22 protein-coding genes are annotated in these 19623 nt (G+C 34.2%); 19 read left to right on the forward strand and 3 right to left on the reverse strand.

Features of this window, described 5'->3' with window-relative positions; genetic code table 11:
• Window positions 1-61: 61 nt before the first annotated feature.
• From NSQ69_RS11000 to NSQ69_RS11020, 5 genes are all read left to right on the forward strand, one after another.
• Complete coding sequence (locus tag NSQ69_RS11000; protein ID WP_002127201.1) at window positions 62-1018, forward strand: thymidylate synthase; 957 nt, start codon at window positions 62-64, stop codon at window positions 1016-1018.
• A 19-nt stretch (window positions 1019-1037) separates the two neighbouring features.
• Window positions 1038-1526: a dihydrofolate reductase gene (locus NSQ69_RS11005; RefSeq protein ID WP_000637202.1), complete on the forward strand. Its 489-nt coding sequence runs from the start codon at window positions 1038-1040 to the stop codon at window positions 1524-1526.
• Between the two features lie 156 nt (window positions 1527-1682).
• Complete coding sequence (gene pbpC, locus NSQ69_RS11010; RefSeq protein WP_059038163.1) at window positions 1683-3668, forward strand: penicillin-binding protein 3; 1986 nt, start codon at window positions 1683-1685, stop codon at window positions 3666-3668.
• A 238-nt stretch (window positions 3669-3906) separates the two neighbouring features.
• On the forward strand, window positions 3907-4542 hold the full coding sequence (locus tag NSQ69_RS11015; protein WP_012260865.1) for an FMN-dependent NADH-azoreductase: 636 nt from the start codon (window positions 3907-3909) through the stop codon (window positions 4540-4542).
• A 111-nt stretch (window positions 4543-4653) separates the two neighbouring features.
• Entirely contained in the window at window positions 4654-5373 is a 720-nt protein-coding gene (locus tag NSQ69_RS11020) for a lysophospholipid acyltransferase family protein (RefSeq protein ID WP_002185951.1), read from the forward strand.
• A gap of 36 nt (window positions 5374-5409) precedes the next feature.
• Here the strand turns inward: NSQ69_RS11020 and trhA are convergent, their stop codons facing one another.
• Window positions 5410-6066, reverse strand: a complete 657-nt coding sequence (gene trhA, locus NSQ69_RS11025) for a PAQR family membrane homeostasis protein TrhA (protein ID WP_002085872.1) — start codon at window positions 6064-6066, stop codon at window positions 5410-5412.
• A gap of 209 nt (window positions 6067-6275) precedes the next feature.
• Between trhA and NSQ69_RS11030 the strand changes: the two genes are divergently transcribed.
• The 4 genes from NSQ69_RS11030 (at window position 6276) to NSQ69_RS11045 (ending at window position 8829) form a co-directional block, all read left to right on the forward strand.
• Entirely contained in the window at window positions 6276-6455 is a 180-nt protein-coding gene (locus NSQ69_RS11030; protein ID WP_002012719.1) for a twin-arginine translocase TatA/TatE family subunit, read from the forward strand.
• Between the two features lie 57 nt (window positions 6456-6512).
• Complete coding sequence (gene tatC / locus NSQ69_RS11035) at window positions 6513-7253, forward strand: twin-arginine translocase subunit TatC (protein ID WP_033708120.1); 741 nt, start codon at window positions 6513-6515, stop codon at window positions 7251-7253.
• A 328-nt stretch (window positions 7254-7581) separates the two neighbouring features.
• A complete protein-coding gene (locus NSQ69_RS11040) occupies window positions 7582-7833 on the forward strand; it encodes a DUF2535 family protein (protein WP_002012715.1) in 252 nt (83 codons plus the stop codon).
• A 153-nt stretch (window positions 7834-7986) separates the two neighbouring features.
• Window positions 7987-8829 (forward strand): DegV family protein, encoded by an 843-nt coding sequence (locus tag NSQ69_RS11045; RefSeq protein ID WP_033707617.1) that lies wholly within the window; start codon window positions 7987-7989, stop codon window positions 8827-8829.
• 188 nt (window positions 8830-9017) lie between these two features.
• Here the strand turns inward: NSQ69_RS11045 and NSQ69_RS11050 are convergent, their stop codons facing one another.
• Complete coding sequence (locus tag NSQ69_RS11050) at window positions 9018-9992, reverse strand: MBL fold metallo-hydrolase (RefSeq protein ID WP_341099238.1); 975 nt, start codon at window positions 9990-9992, stop codon at window positions 9018-9020.
• A 335-nt stretch (window positions 9993-10327) separates the two neighbouring features.
• On the opposite strand from NSQ69_RS11050, the gene NSQ69_RS11055 reads away from it, so the two are divergent.
• Window positions 10328-10915, forward strand: coding sequence for an SCO family protein (locus NSQ69_RS11055; protein WP_002012710.1), 588 nt, complete (start codon window positions 10328-10330; stop codon window positions 10913-10915).
• Window positions 10916-10951: 36 nt separating this feature from the next.
• On the opposite strand, the gene NSQ69_RS11060 is transcribed toward NSQ69_RS11055, so the two are convergent.
• A complete protein-coding gene (locus tag NSQ69_RS11060; RefSeq protein WP_002012708.1) occupies window positions 10952-11419 on the reverse strand; it encodes an Hsp20/alpha crystallin family protein in 468 nt (155 codons plus the stop codon).
• 217 nt (window positions 11420-11636) lie between these two features.
• Here NSQ69_RS11060 and asnB point away from each other — a divergent pair, with 217 nt between their 5' ends.
• The 9 genes from asnB (at window position 11637) to NSQ69_RS11105 (ending at window position 19493) form a co-directional block, all read left to right on the forward strand.
• On the forward strand, window positions 11637-13538 hold the full coding sequence (gene asnB, locus NSQ69_RS11065) for an asparagine synthase (glutamine-hydrolyzing) (protein ID WP_002012706.1): 1902 nt from the start codon (window positions 11637-11639) through the stop codon (window positions 13536-13538).
• A gap of 91 nt (window positions 13539-13629) precedes the next feature.
• Window positions 13630-13989: a GNAT family N-acetyltransferase gene (locus NSQ69_RS11070; RefSeq protein WP_002012705.1), complete on the forward strand. Its 360-nt coding sequence runs from the start codon at window positions 13630-13632 to the stop codon at window positions 13987-13989.
• 45 nt (window positions 13990-14034) lie between these two features.
• On the forward strand, window positions 14035-14370 hold the full coding sequence (locus NSQ69_RS11075) for a hypothetical protein (protein WP_012260872.1): 336 nt from the start codon (window positions 14035-14037) through the stop codon (window positions 14368-14370).
• A 106-nt stretch (window positions 14371-14476) separates the two neighbouring features.
• Entirely contained in the window at window positions 14477-15463 is a 987-nt protein-coding gene (locus tag NSQ69_RS11080; RefSeq protein WP_002127209.1) for an N-acetylmuramoyl-L-alanine amidase, read from the forward strand.
• A gap of 234 nt (window positions 15464-15697) precedes the next feature.
• Window positions 15698-16660 (forward strand): ABC transporter substrate-binding protein, encoded by a 963-nt coding sequence (locus NSQ69_RS11085; RefSeq protein WP_002127211.1) that lies wholly within the window; start codon window positions 15698-15700, stop codon window positions 16658-16660.
• Window positions 16661-16792: 132 nt separating this feature from the next.
• Complete coding sequence (gene dat / locus NSQ69_RS11090; protein WP_002165885.1) at window positions 16793-17668, forward strand: D-amino-acid transaminase; 876 nt, start codon at window positions 16793-16795, stop codon at window positions 17666-17668.
• A gap of 98 nt (window positions 17669-17766) precedes the next feature.
• On the forward strand, window positions 17767-18414 hold the full coding sequence (locus tag NSQ69_RS11095; RefSeq protein WP_002012699.1) for a nitroreductase family protein: 648 nt from the start codon (window positions 17767-17769) through the stop codon (window positions 18412-18414).
• Window positions 18415-18674: 260 nt separating this feature from the next.
• Window positions 18675-19163: a hypothetical protein gene (locus NSQ69_RS11100; protein WP_078178586.1), complete on the forward strand. Its 489-nt coding sequence runs from the start codon at window positions 18675-18677 to the stop codon at window positions 19161-19163.
• A 147-nt stretch (window positions 19164-19310) separates the two neighbouring features.
• Window positions 19311-19493 (forward strand): hypothetical protein, encoded by a 183-nt coding sequence (locus NSQ69_RS11105; protein ID WP_235713853.1) that lies wholly within the window; start codon window positions 19311-19313, stop codon window positions 19491-19493.
• The last annotated feature ends 130 nt before the right edge of the window (window positions 19494-19623 follow it).

Here is a 19623-nt window from a genome sequence, read left to right on the forward strand (position 1 = left end):
ATTTATTGTTTTTCATGTTATGATAAATTTCATATAAGATTGAAAGAAGGTTTTCCTACATATGAAACATGCTGAATATGAATACTTAAATTTATGCCGCCATGTAATGGAGCACGGTACGAAGAAAGAAGATCGTACAGGGACAGGAACTGTATCTGTATTTGGATATCAAATGCGTTTTGATCTGAGTAAAGGGTTTCCTTTATTAACGACAAAGAGAGTCCCGTTTCGCCTTGTAGCAAGTGAACTGCTTTGGTTTATGAAAGGTGATACAAATATTCGTTATTTATTGCAACATAATAATAATATTTGGAATGAATGGGCATTTAAGAGCTGGGTAGAAGGTGACGAATATACTGGCCCTGACATGACTGATTTTGGTCTTCGTTCACAACAAGATGAGGAATTTAAAGTGCAGTACGATGAGCAAATGGAATTGTTTAAAAAGAACGTTCTAGAAGATGATGATTTTTCGAATAAATATGGTTATTTAGGAGACGTATACGGAAAGCAATGGCGTGCTTGGAAAACGACAGCTGGTGAGACACTTGATCAATTAAAAGATGTAATTGAAATGATTAAAAAAACGCCAGACTCACGTCGCCTAATTGTTTCTGCTTGGAATCCTGAAGATGTACCAAGTATGGCATTACCGCCTTGTCATACCCTATTCCAATTTTATGTAGCGGATGGCAAACTTTCTTGTCAGCTATATCAAAGAAGTGGAGATATATTCCTTGGCATTCCATTTAACATTGCAAGCTATTCACTTCTAACACATTTAATAGCACATGAATGTGGTCTTGAAGTAGGAGAGTTTGTTCATACAATTGGTGATGCACATATTTATACGAATCATTTTGAACAAGTCGAAAAGCAGTTGGCACGTGAACCACACCCGTTCCCTAAACTTACATTAAATCCAGATGTGAAATCTGTGTTTGATTTTGAGATGGAAGATTTAACGATTGAAGGATATGATCCACACCCAGCGATTAAAGCACCGGTTGCAGTGTAATTGTAGAGGAGATGACAAGATGATTGTTTCATTTATGGTCGCAATGGACGAGAATAGAGTAATTGGTAAAGATAATAACTTACCTTGGCGTTTACCGAGTGAATTACAGTATGTAAAGAAAACGACGATGGGTCACCCACTTATTATGGGGAGAAAGAACTATGAAGCAATTGGTAGACCATTGCCTGGAAGACGTAATATTATTGTAACTCGTAATGAAGGGTATCATGTAGAAGGCTGCGAAGTAGCTCATACTGTAGAAGAAGTGTTTGAACTATGTAAAAATGAAGAAGAGATTTTTATTTTTGGCGGAGCGCAAATTTATGATCTCTTTTTACCTTATGTAGACAAGTTATATATAACAAAAATCCACCACGCATTTGAAGGGGACACATTCTTCCCAGAAATGGATATGACAAATTGGAAAGAGATTTTTGTAGAAAAAGGTTTAACGGATGAAAAAAATCCGTATACGTATTATTACCATGTATACGAGAAACAACAATAATAATAAAAATTGATGTGAGTATTCGCATCAATTTTTTTATTTGTATTTATAAATGTAAGTTTATAGAGGATATTCAATAGTGCTATAATGAAAGGTAGCATGTGAAAAATGCTAAAATTTTCAAAAGTATTAATATAGAAAGAGGAGGAGAATCAGTTGAGAAAAATATGGGGGATTCTTTTTCTTTGCTTAACATTCATGTTAGTTGGATGTGGTAAAGAAGAAAAACCACAAGAAGCGTTTGATACATATGTAAAAGCATGGAATAAACAAAAATTTGCAGATATGTACGATCAATTATCAGAAAATGCAAAAAAAGATATTTCAAAGAAAGAGTTTACTGAGAAATATGAAAAAATTTATTCTGGTATTGAAGTAAAAGACTTAAAGGTAGAAACAGGGGAAGTAAAAGAAGATAAAAAAGATGAAGGCCCTGTTCCTTTTAAAGTAAGCATGGATACAGTTGGTGGTAAAATCACTTTTGGTCATGAAGCAAAAATGGTGAAAGAAAAAGATGGAGATAAAGAATCTTGGAAAATAGATTGGACACCTGATTTCATTTTCCCTGGCATGACAAAAGATAGTAAAGTGCGTATGCAAACAACACAACCAAAACGTGGTGAAATATACGATCGTAATGGAAAAGGTCTTGCGACGAATGGGAAAGCTTCTGAGATTGGAATTATTCCAGAAAAATTAGATGAAACTGCTCCGCAAACGAAAGAAGCAGTAGCGAAGTTGTTAAATATGTCTGTAGAAGAGATTGATCAAAAACTAGCTGCGAAATGGGTAAAACCAGGGTATCTCGTACCAATTGGAATTTTGCCTGAGGGAGCAACGCAAAATACGTACATCGATTTACCAGGTGTTGTAGCAAAACCTGTAAATGTTCGTACATATCCGTTAGGGGAAGCAGCAGCGCATCTTACTGGTTATATCGGAAAAGTAAATGCTGAAGATTTAAAAACGCTTCAAAAGAAAGGCTATCAAGCCGATGAACCAGTTGGTAAGGCTGGATTAGAGCAAGTATTGGAAGAACAGCTACGCGGGAAAAAAGGTGGCCGTGTCTTCATGGAAGATGCACAGGGAAAAGAAATTAAAAATTTAGCGAAAACAGATGCTGTTGATGGAGAAAATGTAACTTTAACTATCGATAGTGTTGTTCAAGAAAAAACGTATAATGAAATGAAGGGAGAAGCTGGTTCAAGTGCGGCAATTAATCCGAAAAGTGGAGAAACAATTGCTCTTGTAAGTAGTCCAGCTTATAATCCTAATTTAATTGCACGAGGAACATCAAAAGCACAACGTGAGGCTTGGAATAATGATCCGAAAAAACCGATGACGAATCGATTTACACAATTATCGGTACCAGGTTCTGTATTTAAGCCAATTACAGGTGCAATTGGTCTTGAAACGAAAACAATCGATCCAAAAGAAGAATTGAAAATTGAAGGACTGAAATGGACGAAAGATTCTTCTTGGGGCAATTATTACGTAACACGTGTAAAAGATGCGAATCCGATTGATTTTGATAAGGCAATGAAATACTCGGATAATATTTATTTCGCACAAGAAGCTTTGAAAATTGGAAAAGATAAATTTATGGCTGAGGCGAAAAAATTCGGATTTGATGAGAAATTACCAATTGAATACGGATTCCCAGCTTCTAAAATCGCAAATGATGGCATAAAAAATGATATTCAAATGGCAGATACAGGATATGGACAAGGACAAGTCTTAATGACTCCTCTTCATTTAGCTTTAACGTATGCACCGATTGTAAATGATGGAAAGATTCCGTCACCGTATCTTATTAAAACAGATAAACAACCAAAAGTTTGGAAAGAGAACGTGATTTCTAAAGAAAATCAAGATATATTGAAAACGGCTTTAACGAAAGTAATTAACGATCCAGATGGTACTGGAAAAATTGCTAAAATTGATGGTATGACTCTTGCTGGCAAAACAGGTACAGCGGAATTAAAAGTATCCAAAGAGGCCGAAGGAAAAGAACTAGGCTGGTTCGCTGCATTTGATTTAAATTCACCAGATATGGTCATTACAATGATGATTGAAGATGTAAAAGGTAGAGGCGGAAGTAACATTCCAGCTGAAAAAGTGAAACATGTTTTTCAAAAGTAGTAATTGAAGAAGACTATCTCCATGAAATATGGAGATAGTTTTTTATTTGATTAAAACCTTAATATTTATATACAAAAACTAACTGAAATAATATAACTTATTAACTTACGAAAAAAAAGTAGCTATTTTTATTGACATCCATTAAAACTTTTTGTATTATACTTACATAAGGTAAGTTGTTTACTATAAAATAATAAATCTCGAATTAAATATAAAATAGAAAAAGGGAGATAATACAATGACAAAAGTACTATTTATTACAGCAAATCCAAATTCAGCAGAAGGTTCTTTCGGTATGGCAGTAGGGGAAGCTTTCATCGAAGCATATAAAAACGAACATCCACAAGACGAAGTTGTAACAATTGATTTATTCAATACAACTGTACCAGCAATCGATGCAGACGTATTCGCTGCTTGGGGTAAATTTGCAGCAGGCGAAGGATTCGAAGCTTTAAGTGAAAATCAGCAACAAAAAGTTGCAGCAATGAACAATAACTTAGAAACATTTATGCATGCAGATCGTTATGTATTCGTGACTCCAATGTGGAACTTCAGCTACCCAGCAGTAGTGAAAGCATACTTAGATAACTTATCAATCGCAGGTAAAACATTTAAATATACTGAAAATGGTCCAGTTGGCTTACTAGAAGGAAAAAAAGCACTTCATATTCAAGCTACAGGCGGCGTTTACTCTGAAGGAGCATACGCATCTATGGACTTCGGTCGCAATCATTTAAATGCAGTATTAGGATTCATGGGTGTATCAGACACTGAATATATTGCAGTTGAAGGAATGAATGCAAATCCTGAAAAAGCACAAGACATTAAAGAAGCAGCAATTGCAAGTGCACGCGAATTAGCAAAACGTTTCTAATATAGAAAACTTCAAAATGTCCAAACACTTGTTGTTTGGACATTTTTTCTTCTTTTTCCTTCGTTTGTCTAGTATAATGAAGGTCGGAATGATAATAGGTGGGGGTTCTGTATGATTCAAACGTTTTTTAAAATCTTTTATTTAATTTTAATCGTAATTGCGATTACACCAAGGTTGTGGCGTATAAAAAGAAAAGCAAATGCGATGTCACCGCAAGAAAAAGATAGTGTTGTGTATAAAACAACAAACTGGTTTGGTAAGAAAATGGTGCGTGTAACTGGATCGACTGTAGAAGTAAAGGGACTTGAAAATGTTCCAAAAGACAAGCCGGTGCTAGTTGTAAGTAATCATCAAAGTAATATGGATATTCCTGTTTTACTAGGTTACTTAAATAAGCCAATTGGATTCGTTTCAAAAGCGGAAATTAAAAAGTTTCCGGTTGTACCAACATGGATGGAACTAATGAATTGTGTGTTTATGGACCGCAGCGATCGCCGTCAATCTCTTAAGGCAATTAAAGATGGAATTGAACTATTAAAGAATGGACATTCTATCGTAATTTTCCCTGAAGGAACGAGAAGTAAGGGTGGCGAAATTGGAGAGTTTAAAGCGGGTAGTTTTCACCTAGCAGTAAAATCTGGTGTAGCAATCTTACCTGTAACGTTAGATGGTACATATAAAATGTTTGAAGCGAATGGAAATCGTATGAAACCAGCTCATGCAACAGTAACGATTTCTAAGCCAATTACACCTGAAGAATATGCAAGTATGGATGCTAAAGAGTTAACCCAGCATACAAAAGATATTATTGCATCTCAATTACATAAGTAATAAAAAAGTTTCAGCTTAAACAAGCTGAAACTTTTTTTATGCTGCGGGTAAGACATAAAACAGTACGCAGAAAAACATCATTGTACTACCGCCTAGTACGAAGAGATGCCAAATGGCATGATTGAACGGAAGCTTTTCCCAAAGGAAGAATATAGCTCCGACAGAATACAAAATGCCTCCTATTAATAGTAGTGAGAAGCCGTGACCGGTTAAATTTTCATAAAGGGGTTTAATGGCAACGATGATGAGCCAGCCCATAATGATATAACATAATGTTGATGTTTTAATAAAGCGACGAACAAAGAAGATTTTGAAAATAATGCCACCAATCGCAAGGGTCCAAATAATTGCGAGTAAAGTCCAACCGAGCGGACCACGCAGTGTAATGAGTAGAAATGGTGTATACGTGCCGGCAATTAATAAATATATGGCGGAGTGATCTAAAATGGTAAATAACTTTTCTACTTTTGGATGATGGATACTATGTAACAGTGTAGAAAATAAGTATAGCAAGAACATGCTTACACCATAAACGGTAAAGCCAACAACAGCAGATGCTGTGCCATGTTTGGAAGCATGAATAATTAATATGATTAAGGCAGGGATGCTTAAAATGGCACCGATACCATGGGTAATTGCATTCGCAATTTCTTCTTTTACAAATTGGGTCATTCTTTTAATTTTTTGCGTCATAATGTTAATTCCTTTCACTGTATTGAGATAAGTTATATTTTCCTTAACCATATCATATACAAAAGGAATAGAAAATGATATTCAATTGATTATATTTTCGAATTTTTTTGATAAAAGACAACGGATACATTGACGTTTACGAAATTTTTTGACAAAATGAACTTATGGAATAGTAGGACAAGGAATCTACTTATGAAGGGGATGGGGAAATGTTTTCAAATATTGGCTTTCCAGGGTTAATTTTAATTTTAGTAGCAGTGTTAATTTTATTTGGCCCAAAAAAGTTACCGGAAATTGGGAAAGCTTTAGGGGAAACGTTAAAAGAATTTAAAAAATCAACAAAAGAATTGACTGATGAGGCATTTCAAGAGAAAGAAAAAAATAAATAAATAAAAGAATATGCTGAAGTTTTTCTCGGAATGGATAAATAAAGTGTGGTGAACGAGATGGAAGATCGGGAAATGAGCGTAGTAGAACATATTGTTGAGCTTCGCAAACGAGTAATATATACAGTATTATCCTTTGTATTATTTTTAATTATTGGATTTACTTTTACGAAGGATATTTATTTTTGGCTTGTAAAAGATTTACCAATGAAATTAACTGTTCTCGGTCCAAGTGATGTGTTGTGGATTTTTTTCTCGATTGCTACAGTATTTGCTATCGTTTGTACAATTCCTTTTGCTGCGATACAAATTTGGTTATTTGTAAAACCAGGTTTACATCCCAATGAACAAAAAATGACATTAATGTATATACCGGTATTGTCTATATTATTTATAGCAGGCCTATCTTTCGGTTATTTTATCGTCATGCCATTTTTATTTCATTTCCTAACTACAATTGGTAATGAGATGTTTAATACGATGTTTACAACGGAAAAATATTTTCATTTCGTATTAAATTTAACAGTTCCGTTTGCTGTTATATTTGAATTACCTGTAGTTGTTATGTTTTTAACGAGTATAGGTCTTCTAACGGCAGAATTTCTTCAGAAAATAAGAAGATATGCTTATGTCGTGTTGATTATAATTGCATCATGTATATCGCCGCCAGATTTTTTATCACATAGTTTAGTAGCGGTACCGCTTATTTGTATTTATGAAATCAGTATCGCTTTATCAAAGATAGTTAGTAAACGAAAACAGAAAAGAGAAGAAATACAGTCGAAAAGTGCCTCGTTATAAAGGCACTTTTTAATTTATTTGTTATACTCTAGCTATAATTGTATACAATATATAGAAGGAAAAAATTATAGAATCTCCAAAATTTAGACAAACTTTTCATTTTTATAAGTTTATACTGAAGTTATCAAGCTATATATGGATAATAAGACTCCCGTCTCAAAGGATATATAGGACAGGGTTCGAATTAGGTGGATATAAATGAAGTATTAACTTCTAAATGGGGCAGCTTAAGGATATTTTAGTATTCATAGGAAACCTACACTAAAAAACGTGTTAAAGAATAAAGTGGAGGAAGTTCAAAAATCCAACGAAAAAGAGGATTGATATTGTGATTACGAAAAGTTTTTATTTCACTCATGCAACAGGGAATTGTATTAAAATATTTGAAATCCCTGTCCTACAAACACAGCATCCATTAGCGTTTCTAATTCAGTCTCGTCTTCAATTGTTTATTGCGAAAATTCAAAAACATAAAAACCCAAGATTCTCGTACTCTTTCCGTGAATATTTACAAAGTTGTTTGAAGTGGAATGATTATTCAAATGTATATAAGACAAATACTCTTGAAAAGAATGCATAATACACAGCAGGGACAGAGTTAGATAGGCTCTGTCTTTTTTATTTTAGGTATAAAAATATAATTAATTTGGTGAAATTCATTCGAAATTGTTGAAAGCATCGGGAATGCTAGTATAATAACAGGGAGAGCGTATTGGAAAGGGAAGAATATAATATGCAAAAAATTAAAATTGTAACAGATTCAACGGCAGATTTATCAAAAGATATAATTGAGAAGTATGATATTCATGTTTTACCATTATCTATTTCTGTAAATGGACAAACATACTTAGATCGTGTAGATTTGCAACCGGATGAATTTATTGAAGAAATGATTAAATCAGAAGAATTACCAAAAACATCACAACCGGCTATGGGTACATTTGTAGAAATGTATGACAAGCTAGGCGAAGATGGAAGTGAAGTACTTTCCATTCATATGACAGGTGGAATGAGCGGTACTGTCGCAACAGCGAATAGCGCTGCATCAATGACAGATACAAAAGTAACAGTTGTTGATTCTCAATTTATTACACATGCTTTAGCATATCAAGTAATTGAAGCGGCAAAAATGGCAAAAGAAGAATGCTCACTAGAAGATATTTTAAAACGTATTGATGAAGTAAGAAAGAATACTCGTTTATATGTTGTCGTAGATACATTAGAAAACTTAGTAAAAGGTGGACGCATCGGTAAAGGTAAGGCACTTATTGGTTCTTTACTTAATATTAAACCAATTGCAAGTTTAGAAGGCGGCGTATATAATCCGGTAACGAAAGTACGTAGCCAAGGGCAGATTGTAAAAACGTTGGCTAAACTATTCGAGGAAGATACTGCTGGAAAAGTGGTGAAAGCTGTTGCGATTCCACATGCTAAAGCAATTCCTTTAGCAGAAAGTGTAAAAGCTGCTGTTGAAAAAGTGAATGGATTCACTCAATCAGAGATTTTCTATACAACACCAGTTATCAGTACTCATACAGGACCAGGAGCAATTGGTTTTATGTATTTAGCAGAGTAATAAAAAAGCTACTTGAAATGAATTTTCAAGTAGCTTTTTTATTATTTCAGGACAGAAAATAAGAAATGAGAAGGGCAATACAGGCGCTACCGCTAATTATATAGCGAGTCTGTAAATAATCTTTCATGGAAAACACCCTTTTCAATTTTTTAAAGTATATGATAAATTACTCGTAAAAATTAGTACTATTATACATGAGAAGTTTCTGTGATTTTTACTGGTTCTTTAACGGGGACAATAGGGCTATAAGTGAAAGTTTGACCTAAAAAGAGAACATGTAGCTGTTCCCACGGTAGCATTCGTAAATTCCAGTTATTTCGTAGTCGTGTTACTGCTTCCCTTGGTGTTTCATCTGCTAAAGCAAAAGTACCGTAGTGCATGGGAATGAAATGTGTAGCTTTTATATCTAGATAGGCTTGCACAGCTTCTTCTGGTGAAACGTGAGACACTTTCATAAACCATTCTGGTTCATAGGCACCAATTGGCATAAGTGCAATATCGATTGAAAAACGTTTGCCGATCTCTTTAAATCCTTGGAAATAACCACTATCACCACAAAAATAAATGGTTTCTGAAGAAGTCATATTATCAATGATCCACCCTCCCCAGTGAGAGGTGTTCATATCAAATAATGTTCTTCTCGTCCAGTGCTGGGCAGGTACGAAGTGAAAAGAGACTTCATCAATTGTTGTACTTTCCCACCAGTTGTATTCTTCTACATTGGTGAATTTTTTACGAGTAAATAATTTTTTTAGCCCAATAGGAACAAGGTATAAGGCATCATCATTTAGTTGACGAAGAGATGAAAAGTCTAAATGATCGTAATGACCGTGTGAAATAAGAACGATATCGATTTTAGGTAGTTCTTTTATAGTGAGCCCTGGCTCAGTAAGTCGTGGAACTAACTTTAATTTATTTGCCCATACTGGATCTGTTAAAATATTTAAGCCGTTCGTTTGAATGAGAAAAGTTGAATGACCAATCCATGTGACAGTCGTTTTTTCAAAGTTATTTAGTAGAAATTTACTTTGTTTAACAGGTGATTGTTCTACTAGAAAAGAAAAGTCTTTTTTGTTTTGCTTTCTCTCTTTACGCCAACGTAAGAAGGAGCGAATTGATTTTTTTGTACTTGCATTATCCATATTTTCATAGTGCTTTGCCATGAACATCACCTCATTTAAAATCGTTGTAGTTGTATTGTACCGAAATGTTGTTAAGGAATACAGTGTTTAACATGGATTAATGTTTAAGCAATTGTAAAAAAATAGGGGGATTTATTTACAAATTTAACAATGAACTTCGTTTCGCAAATAATGGTTAGAGAAATAATAGTAGTAAAATATATTTTGTCTAGTAATTCGCTTGAAATAAAGAAGTAACATACGTAAATTCGTACGATTTCGTGAACAAATGATGTAAACAATTTTCTCATAGTGTTTACTTTTGTTATGATATACATAACTTACATAAATTAAGGATAGAGAAGAGAGGTTTAATAATGAAGCGTTATCAAAAGTTAATTGGTCTTATGGTTGTATTTTGTCTCTTTGTACTTGCAGGTTGTAGCAGTTCAGGGTCAAAATTACGTAAACCGTTAAACTGGGATTTAGAAACTTTCCAATTTACAAATCAAGAAGGAAAGCCGTTTGGTACAAAAGATTTAAAAGGGAAAGTCTGGGTAGCTGATTTCATGTTTACAAGCTGTCAAACGGTTTGTCCGCCAATGACTGCTAATATGGCGAAATTACAGAAAATGGCTAAGGAAGAGAAATTAGACGTTCAGTTTGTTTCGTTTAGTGTAGACCCTGAACTTGATAAACCAGAAAATTTGAAAGCATTCATTCAAAAGTTTACAGAGGATACAAGTAATTGGAACTTGTTAACAGGTTATTCACTGGAGGATATTACAAAGTTTTCAAAAGATAACTTCCAATCGCTTGTAGATAAACCAGAGAATGGGCAAGTAATACACGGTACTTCATTTTTCTTAGTCGATCAAAATGGAAAAGTAATGAAAAAATATAGCGGCATTAGCAATACGCCATACGAAGATATTATACGTGATATGAAGCGATTAGCTGATTAAAAAGAAGGGTGCTAAGCACCCTTCTTTTATTAGTATTCAGTCTATGGATAATATGTCATGCTGTTGTGGTAATTTCGGTGCGCGAATTTCTAATACACCGTTTTGATAAGAAGCTTTCGTTGCTTTTTTATTAATTAAATATGGTAACTTAATAATTCTTGACGCTTCTGAAATGGAACGTTCCCGGCGATAATAGTTATGAGATGTCTGTTCTTCTTCCGTCTCTTCAAGTATATCTTCTTTTACAGAGACTTTTAAGTATTCGCTTTGTATTTCAATTTGAATTTGTTCTTTTTGTATACCTGGTAGTTCGGCTGTAACGACGAGTTCGTCACCAACTTCGTATAAATCTACTGGGAATGTTAATAAACGGTTTCCTTTTTGGAAAAAATGATTTAAATCAGCAATTACGCCACGAAGAGGTGTTTGTTCGAAAAAATCATCAATTTGTTTTAAATAATTACGAACCGGTGGGCGAGAAGAATCTTTTTTTTCTTCACTCATGGTATTACCTCCTAGAAATCAATTTGCAATATCATATGACAAAAGCGGAGAAAGGTGAGTGCCTAGTTTTCATGTTTTCATAAAAAAATGTTAAAAATGTGAAATGGAGTGAGTTTTTTATAGTTTTTGGTCGCCATATTCAGTTGATTATGCTAGTATAAATAGGGTTGATATAGTAGTATTGAGACAGAATGAAAACTGAAAGAGGGTAAGAAGTATGTGTGGTTTTGTAGGATGTTTATGTGAAAACCCTAGAGAGTTTTCAGAAACAGAAAAACATCAATTTGAAAATATGAACACGATGATTTTCCACCGCGGTCCAGATGACGAAGGATATTTTCGTGATGAACATGTACAATTTGGCTTCCGCCGTTTAAGTATCATTGACTTAGAGGCAGGACATCAGCCGTTAACTTATGAAAATGATCGATATGTAATTATTTTTAATGGTGAAATTTACAATTATGTAGAACTACGTGAAATGTTACTTGAAAAAGGTGCAACTTTTGCTACACAATCTGATACAGAAGTTATCATTGCATTGTATGCACATATGAAAGAAAAATGTGTAGACTACCTTCGTGGTATGTTCGCATTTATGATTTGGGATCGTGAAGAAAAGACACTTTTCGGTGCACGTGACCACTTCGGTATTAAGCCTTTATACATCGCACAACAAGGTGATACTACATTCTTCGCATCTGAGAAGAAAAGTATTATGCATGTAATGGAAGACAAAGGGGTAAACCCAAAGTCACTACAACACTACTTTACGTACCAATATGGTCCAGAGCCAGAAACATTAACAATTGATGTTAACAAAATTGAGCCTGGTCATTACTTCGTAAAAGAAATCGGTAAAGAGATGGAAATCCATCGCTACTGGAATCCTTATTTCAACGCTTCAAGCGCAACGAAAGAGGAGCATATCCAAGCAATTCGTGATGTATTATACGATTCTGTAAAAGTACATATGCGTAGTGATGTACCAGTAGGTTCTTTCTTATCTGGTGGTATCGATTCATCTATTATTGCTTCTATCGCAAGAGAAATGAATCCAAATCTATTAACATTCTCTATTGGTTTCGAACAACGTGGTTTCAGTGAAGTTGATGTTGCGAAAGAAACTGCTGAGAAATTAGGAGTTAAAAACCATAACGTATTCATTACAGCGCAAGAATTTATGGATGAGTTCCCAAAAATCATTTGGCATATGGATGATCCTTTAGCGGATCCAGCAGCTGTACCATTGTATTTCGTTGCGAAAGAAGCGCGTAAACACGTAACGGTTGTTCTTTCTGGTGAAGGTGCAGACGAGTTGTTTGGTGGATATAACATTTATCGTGAGCCAAACTCGTTAAAAATGTTCTCTTACATTCCTAGCCCAGGAAAGAGTGTTCTAAAGGCATTAAGTGGTGCTCTTAAAGAAGGGTTTAAAGGAAAAAGCTTCTTAGAGCGTGGATGTACGCCAATCGAAGAGCGTTACTATGGAAATGCGAAAATCTTCCGTGAAGAAGAGAAAGCTGAATTAATGAAGTATTACGATGAAAGTGTTAACTATATGGATATCACGAAACCATTGTATAACGAAATTAAAGATTATGATGATGTAAGTAAAATGCAGTACATTGATATGTTCACATGGTTACGCGGCGATATTTTATTAAAAGCTGATAAAATGACGATGGCAAATTCATTAGAACTTCGTGTACCGTTCTTAGATAAAGAAGTATTTGACGTTGCATCTAAAATTCCGACAGAATTTAAAATTGCAAACGGAACAACGAAAGCTATATTACGTGAAGCTGCTCGTGGAATTGTTCCGGATCACGTGTTAGATCGTAAAAAGCTTGGATTCCCAGTACCAATTCGTCACTGGTTAAAAGATGAAATGCACGATTGGGCTGTAAATATTATTAAAGAAAGCAAAACTGAGCATTTAATCGAAAAACAGTATGTATTAAACTTACTGGAAGCACATTGTGCAGATAAAGGCGATTATAGCCGTAAAATTTGGACTGTACTTGCGTTTATGGTATGGCATCAAATTTATGTTGAGCATAAATACGATACGAATAAGTTCCACGAAGAAACAAAGCGTGCGTATAGCTTAGTTTAATAAAAAACCTTAAGGTCGCATTCGATCTTAAGGTTTTTTTCATAAATTGCATTTATTATTGATACAATAATAGTAAAAGGATGGACAACATATGATTACGTTTGAGAAAGTAAATACAGAAAATGAAAGTGCTGTAAAAGAAATGTTTCACTCACACAGCTTAGATGAGAAAAAGGTTCAGTATTGTGTAAAGGTTGATGATACATATATTGGTGTAATAGATTATAGCGTTCAAGAAGAGAGTGCTATTTTGTCACAGTTAATTATTCATTTTGATTATCAAGGTTATGGATACGGGACAAATACGTATTTTACATTTGAAGAAATGATGAAACAGAGAAATGTGAAAGAAATAAAAGTATTGCAAGAAATGTTTACGGAACAAGCTAAATCTTTCATAGAGGGATCTGGTTTTATTGAGGAAAATGGAATATATGTAAAGAAAATATAGTGAATATTGATTAGGTGATGATATGAATATAAGGTAGGTGGACGTATGACGATAACTTCTGGTCTTGTATTAGTTGGAGGTTGTTTTATAGTAGCAGAACTATGCCAGACTTTTATTCGGAAAAGAATGTATAAGAAGAGAAGACCATATGAATTACAATATATTCCCGTATTTTTAATTTTGTTTTGTATGCTATTTGTATTGCAAAACATAACGTATTTCCCACCTCTTTTGAACATCTTTTTGAAGTTTGGGTTGCTATATAGCGGCGGTGGGATATTTCTTTTATTTCTTTTATTTTGCATACGTTACATCCATTATCAATCGTATATATTCATTTTAAATTGGCTAAAGCAAAGCGATAGAAACCGCCTTACATAAGGGGGTTTTTTTATTTGTACTTGTAACGGAACTTGTACAATTAACATAAAATAGGACGAGTAGAAATGAAAGCTTATTACAATAAAGAAAGGAACGAAAAAGATATATGAAACTTGTTATAGACGCAGGGCATGGTGGATATGATTCTGGTGCTGTTGGTAATGGGTTAGTGGAAAAAGAGTTAACACTTCAAATTGCTAGACGTGTGCGAGATATTTTATCTGCAAATTATCCAATCAATATTAAAATGACACGTGATAGTGATGTGTTTATCTCTTTATCAGAACGTGCTAATATTGCTAATTCATTTGGTGCAGATTATTTTATCTCATTTCACATTAATAGTGGCGGTGGAACTGGATTTGAAAGTTATATTTACAACGCGCTATCTAATAGTAGTTCCGCATATGAAAAGCAACAAAAAATGCATGCAGCAGTCAATCCTGTATTAACAAAATACGGTCTTCGTGACCGAGGAGCCAAAAAAGCAAATTATGCGGTACTAAGAGAGACTGCAATGGATGCAATTTTAACAGAGACTGCCTTTATTGATACAACGTTTGATGCTAATTTATTGAAAAATCCACAATTTATCGAAGATCTAAGCCAAGCGTATGCAAACGGAATAGCAGCTATTTTTGGAGTAGCTCCAAATCCGAATCCTCCAAATCCACAACCAACACCACAAACGAAGGGGATTGCCTATATACTTGGGAAAAATGTGAATTTAAGAAGTGGCCCATCAACGTCTTCTTCAGTTATTCGTCAACTAAACGCCCCAGAATCGTATGTCGTATATCAGGAAAGTAACGGATGGTTAGACTTAGGAAATGGACAATGGGTGTATAATGACCCTTCGTACATTAATTTTGTAAAGACGAGCAATAGTGATGGAAGTCCAATTGGTGTCGCTTATATACAAGGAACGAATGTGAACTTAAGAAGTGGTCCATCAACATCTTCTTCAGTTATTCGTAAATTAAATAATCCAGAATCTTATTTAGTATATATTAATCAAAACGGTTGGTTGAACCTTGGTGGAAATCAATGGGTGTATAATGATCCATCATATATTAAATATAATCAATATTAGGAAATGAGTTTATAATGTAATACGAATGCGTATTTATGTATAACGTAGATACGCATTTTAAGAACGTTTATTATTTTCATACTTATACACTTTATTTTAAAAATAAACATTTGAATAGCGGATAGAATCTAAAATGTATATATTGAAAAAGTTTTCTGATATACATTGACAATGTATGTAATATACATTAATCTTTAATTGTTAATGATAATCGATTTCATCTAGGGAGGACATATGGTACATAGTAAAAAAATATTTATGTTCTGCATTATGATACTTATGGTAATAATCGCAGGGTGTAGCAAAGAAGAGAAAAAAGAAAATGATACATCGGCTAAAGCAAAAGATTCGTATACTGTAAAGCATGCAATGGGTGAAACAACAGTAAATGGTACACCTAAAAAAGTAGTTGTTTTAACAAATGAGGGTGCGGAGGCGCTTTTAGCTGTCGGAGTAACACCAGTTGGAACTACAAAACCACGTGCTGGTGATGAATGGTATCCTCATTTAGCGAAAGATTTAAAAGATACGAAAGTTGTAGGTACTGAGCGTGATATTAATTTAGAGGCAGTTATGAAGCTTAAGCCAGATTTAATTATTGGGAATAAAATGCGTCATGAAAAAATATATGAGCAATTGAACGAAATAGCGCCAACTGTGTACGCTGAAACATTGCGCGGGGATTGGAAAGAAAACTTTACACTCTATACAAAAGCTGTAAATAAAGAAAAAGAAGGGCAAAAGGCTCTTGAAGATTATAAAAAACGTATTGAAGGAATGAAAGAGAAGTTAGGAGATAAATTGAATTCTAAAGTTTCTATTATTCGCTTCGTACCAGGTGACGTTCGTATTTATCAGAAAAACTCATTCTCAGGTGCAGTTTTAAATGATATTGGATTTAAGCGACCACCACTACAAGATAAAGATGAGTTTGCGATAAAAGGAATTACAAAAGAGCAAATTCCGAATATGGATGGGGACTACATATTCTACTTCACATCTGATAAAGATGCGGATAAGAATAACGAAGGAACCACGTTAGCAAAAGAATGGACAGAAGACCCACTCTTTAAGCAGCTGCAGGCTTCTAAAGACAATAAAGTATTCCAAGTGGATGAAGTAATTTGGAATACAGCAGGCGGTATTAAAGCTGCAAACTTAATGCTAGATGATATTGAAAAATATTTTTTGAAATAAATGAATGGTTGAGTGCATCACTTTAAATAGGTGATGTACTTTTTTTGTTTAGTTAAATACAGAAAATTCCTTCTTTTAAGTGTGGATAAGTTGTACAATAAAACCAATCATGGAATAAAGGAGTGGAAAGGAATGAAAGCTACTCATAAAGATTGGATTTTGTTTAACGGAAGAATTGTAAATACGAAAGAAGAACAGCCGATGGTTGCGTTGGAAGAGCGAGGACTCCAATTTGGTGATGGCATATATGAAGTATTTAGGCTATACGATGGGAAGCCTCATTTATTAGACTTACATTTGGAACGCTTTTTTAAATCTATGAGGGAAATAAATATTGTTCCGCCGTTTACAAAGGAAGAGTTAGTTGAAGAACTTCATCAAATGATTGAAAGAAATCAATTTCAAGAGGATGGGAATGTGTATCTTCAAATATCACGTGGAGCTCAAGCTCGAAATCATGTGTATGAAAAAGATTTACAGCCAACATATTTTGCGAATATTGTTTTGTTTCCAAGACCTACCGCTACTATGGAACAAGGAATAAAGGTTACTGTAGAAGAGGATATACGCTGGAAGTTCTGTCATATAAAATCTTTAAACCTTCTACCTAATATCATGATTAAAAATAAAATAAACGAGCAAGGGTATCAAGAAGCGATATTAGTACGAGATGGAGTTGTAACAGAAGGGTGTCATTCGAATTTCTTTATGGTGAAAAATAATAAATTAATTACACATCCGGCCGATAATTTCATTCTACATGGCATTACTCGTCACTACGTTATTACATTAGCGAAAGCTTTACATATTGAAGTAGAAGAGCGTGAATTCTCATTGCAAGAAGTATACGAGGCTGACGAATGTTTCTTTACAGCGACACCACTTGAAATATTCCCTGTTGTTCAAATTGGTGATGAGAAGTTTGGAAGCGGAGAAAGAGGACCAATTACGAAAAAACTACAAGCTGCATATGAAGAAAGTATTAGTTTGTTTAAAGTGACAAATTAATAATGAGGGAAAAAGCTGGTATTCCCCCAGCTTTTTTTCATGATATAATTCAACCATAGGACAAGTTTTGAAAACGCTGTAAAAAGGGGATTTAATATATGAATTATGAAGATTTTAAAGAAGTAATTCACGGTAGACGAAGTGTTAGAAAGTTTACAGAACAAGAAGTATCCACTAGTGATATAAAAGAAATTATTGATTGTGCTCGTTATGCACCGAGTGATACGAACTCACAAACGTGGGAGTTCTTGGTCATTATGAACAGAGAGAAAATTAAAGAAATTGAACAAATGACATGGGATGCATTACATAAACTTGCGGCAAAAGCAGCAGAAAATGGAGAAGAGAAAGCAGGGAAATTGCTTACACGTTCTTTCGGTCCATATGCGACAGCTTTCTCTGAGGCGCCAGTATTAATCGTATGTTTGGCAACACCATATGAATCAAAGTTTCGTGAAAAGATATTTGATCCAATTGCCTTCGTTCCTGATTCAGTATGGGAAGAGGAAGGAATTAAGAGTAGCTGTTTAGCAGCACAAAACTTAATGTTGGCTGCCCATGCGAGAGGACTAGGTACCTGTCCAATGACAGGACCTGTATTATTAGCTCAAGATGAACTGCGACAATATTTACAAATTGAGCCTCAAAAACAAATTAATATGGTAATTTCACTCGGGTTTCCGAAAGATAAGCCGAAGAAACTTTCGCGAAAAGAAGTTGATGAGATTACAACATTTATTTTCTAAATGTTATGTAGAAAAGACATTGAAATGACAATGTCTTTTTATTTTGAATGGATATTTTTTTAGTAAATTGGGCTAAAATGATGAATAGAGTGGAATTACTATTTATTTCTTTAAAAAAATTAATGTTCTTAAAATGAAAGTATGGTACAGTAATCGTGAGCAAGCTAATATTTGTTCATGAAAGTGTTAAAAACTAGTTTTAAAATCAAGAAGTTATTTTTGTATAATAAATTATAATGAAATAACAGGGGGAATGAATTTTGAAGAAATTCATAATCGCTGGATTGTCTGTATTGTTATTAGTAGGCTGTGGTACTCCAAAGGAAAAAGAGGATGCACAGTCAAACCAGGAAGAACAAGTTGTAAATGCAAGTGATGAGAATATGGTCGTATTTCCTGAAGGAGCAGTGCCAATCGGAGAAGGGAAAGTAAAAGTAACTACTCCAGATGGTACTTCTGAAAATGGCAATATACCAACTGTATTCATAAAAAAGGATACTTTAATTCAGCAAGTCGAATTAGAACTTTCCAATTTTCAAAACGATAAAGAAACATTTGTATTTGTAGATCAAATATTTGCAGATAAACATCAAGTAACTAGTACAACACAGACAACAGTACAATTAAAAGAAAAGACGCTTGAGACAGGTAGTCATACGATTACCGCAGCTCAGTTTGAAAACAATGACCCAAAAGGAAAAGTCATTAGCTTGAATCAAGCGATGTTTGAAACGAAGCCTGCGTCTTAATATGGAAAAAAGTACATTACTCAAAAGTAGTGTACTTTTTAGTTTGGATTGAATTATGTCATTGAGAATAATTTGTTTCACTTTCTAGTACGAATGAATAGAAAGAACTTATTCTTTACTATCATGTAAGAGGAAGGGATTGAAAGTTTGAAACGAGTTATTCGTATTTTCTTATTTATTATAATGTTTTCGGTCATTTGGTTTACTTTACAAGAGGCGGTTGAAGTTACGCTCAATTATCACATTCATGACTTGTTAATTGGAGCTGTATGTTTTGTCATTGTGTATCGGTTTTATCCCGCCTTAACGGACAATAAGAACCCCACCTAAAAATTCGGCACATGCGAGGAAGTTAGGTGGGAGATCAACTTGCCCGTAAAAGCCCGATTAGTGAAGGATAATACCCCCCTATGATTAAAGTTACGCTTTATGATAAACTCGGATTAAGGTAAGTATTGAG

The sequence above is a fragment of the Bacillus sp. FSL R10-2201 genome (genome assembly GCF_038008665.1).
In the GTDB taxonomy this organism is placed as follows: domain Bacteria; phylum Bacillota; class Bacilli; order Bacillales; family Bacillaceae_G; genus Bacillus_A; species Bacillus_A mycoides.

Bases quoted from the DNA above. Each gene is read 5' to 3' on its own strand.
- trhA (WP_002085872.1), bottom strand. From the start codon at position 6,066: ATGACGCAAAAAATTAAAAGAATGACCCAATTTGTAAAAGAAGAAATT.
- NSQ69_RS11020 (WP_002185951.1), top strand. From the start codon at position 4,654: ATGATTCAAACGTTTTTTAAAATCTTTTATTTAATTTTAATCGTAATT.
- NSQ69_RS11050 (WP_341099238.1), bottom strand. From the start codon at position 9,992: ATGGCAAAGCACTATGAAAATATGGATAATGCAAGTACAAAAAAATCA.
- NSQ69_RS11000 (WP_002127201.1), top strand. From the start codon at position 62: ATGAAACATGCTGAATATGAATACTTAAATTTATGCCGCCATGTAATG.
- asnB (WP_002012706.1), top strand. From the start codon at position 11,637: ATGTGTGGTTTTGTAGGATGTTTATGTGAAAACCCTAGAGAGTTTTCA.
- NSQ69_RS11080 (WP_002127209.1), top strand. From the start codon at position 14,477: ATGAAACTTGTTATAGACGCAGGGCATGGTGGATATGATTCTGGTGCT.
- NSQ69_RS11015 (WP_012260865.1), top strand. From the start codon at position 3,907: ATGACAAAAGTACTATTTATTACAGCAAATCCAAATTCAGCAGAAGGT.
- dat (WP_002165885.1), top strand. From the start codon at position 16,793: ATGAAAGCTACTCATAAAGATTGGATTTTGTTTAACGGAAGAATTGTA.
- NSQ69_RS11095 (WP_002012699.1), top strand. From the start codon at position 17,767: ATGAATTATGAAGATTTTAAAGAAGTAATTCACGGTAGACGAAGTGTT.
- NSQ69_RS11085 (WP_002127211.1), top strand. From the start codon at position 15,698: ATGGTACATAGTAAAAAAATATTTATGTTCTGCATTATGATACTTATG.
- NSQ69_RS11005 (WP_000637202.1), top strand. From the start codon at position 1,038: ATGATTGTTTCATTTATGGTCGCAATGGACGAGAATAGAGTAATTGGT.
- NSQ69_RS11030 (WP_002012719.1), top strand. From the start codon at position 6,276: ATGTTTTCAAATATTGGCTTTCCAGGGTTAATTTTAATTTTAGTAGCA.
- NSQ69_RS11055 (WP_002012710.1), top strand. From the start codon at position 10,328: ATGAAGCGTTATCAAAAGTTAATTGGTCTTATGGTTGTATTTTGTCTC.
- NSQ69_RS11075 (WP_012260872.1), top strand. From the start codon at position 14,035: ATGACGATAACTTCTGGTCTTGTATTAGTTGGAGGTTGTTTTATAGTA.
- NSQ69_RS11060 (WP_002012708.1), bottom strand. From the start codon at position 11,419: ATGAGTGAAGAAAAAAAAGATTCTTCTCGCCCACCGGTTCGTAATTAT.
- tatC (WP_033708120.1), top strand. From the start codon at position 6,513: ATGGAAGATCGGGAAATGAGCGTAGTAGAACATATTGTTGAGCTTCGC.
- NSQ69_RS11045 (WP_033707617.1), top strand. From the start codon at position 7,987: ATGCAAAAAATTAAAATTGTAACAGATTCAACGGCAGATTTATCAAAA.
- NSQ69_RS11070 (WP_002012705.1), top strand. From the start codon at position 13,630: ATGATTACGTTTGAGAAAGTAAATACAGAAAATGAAAGTGCTGTAAAA.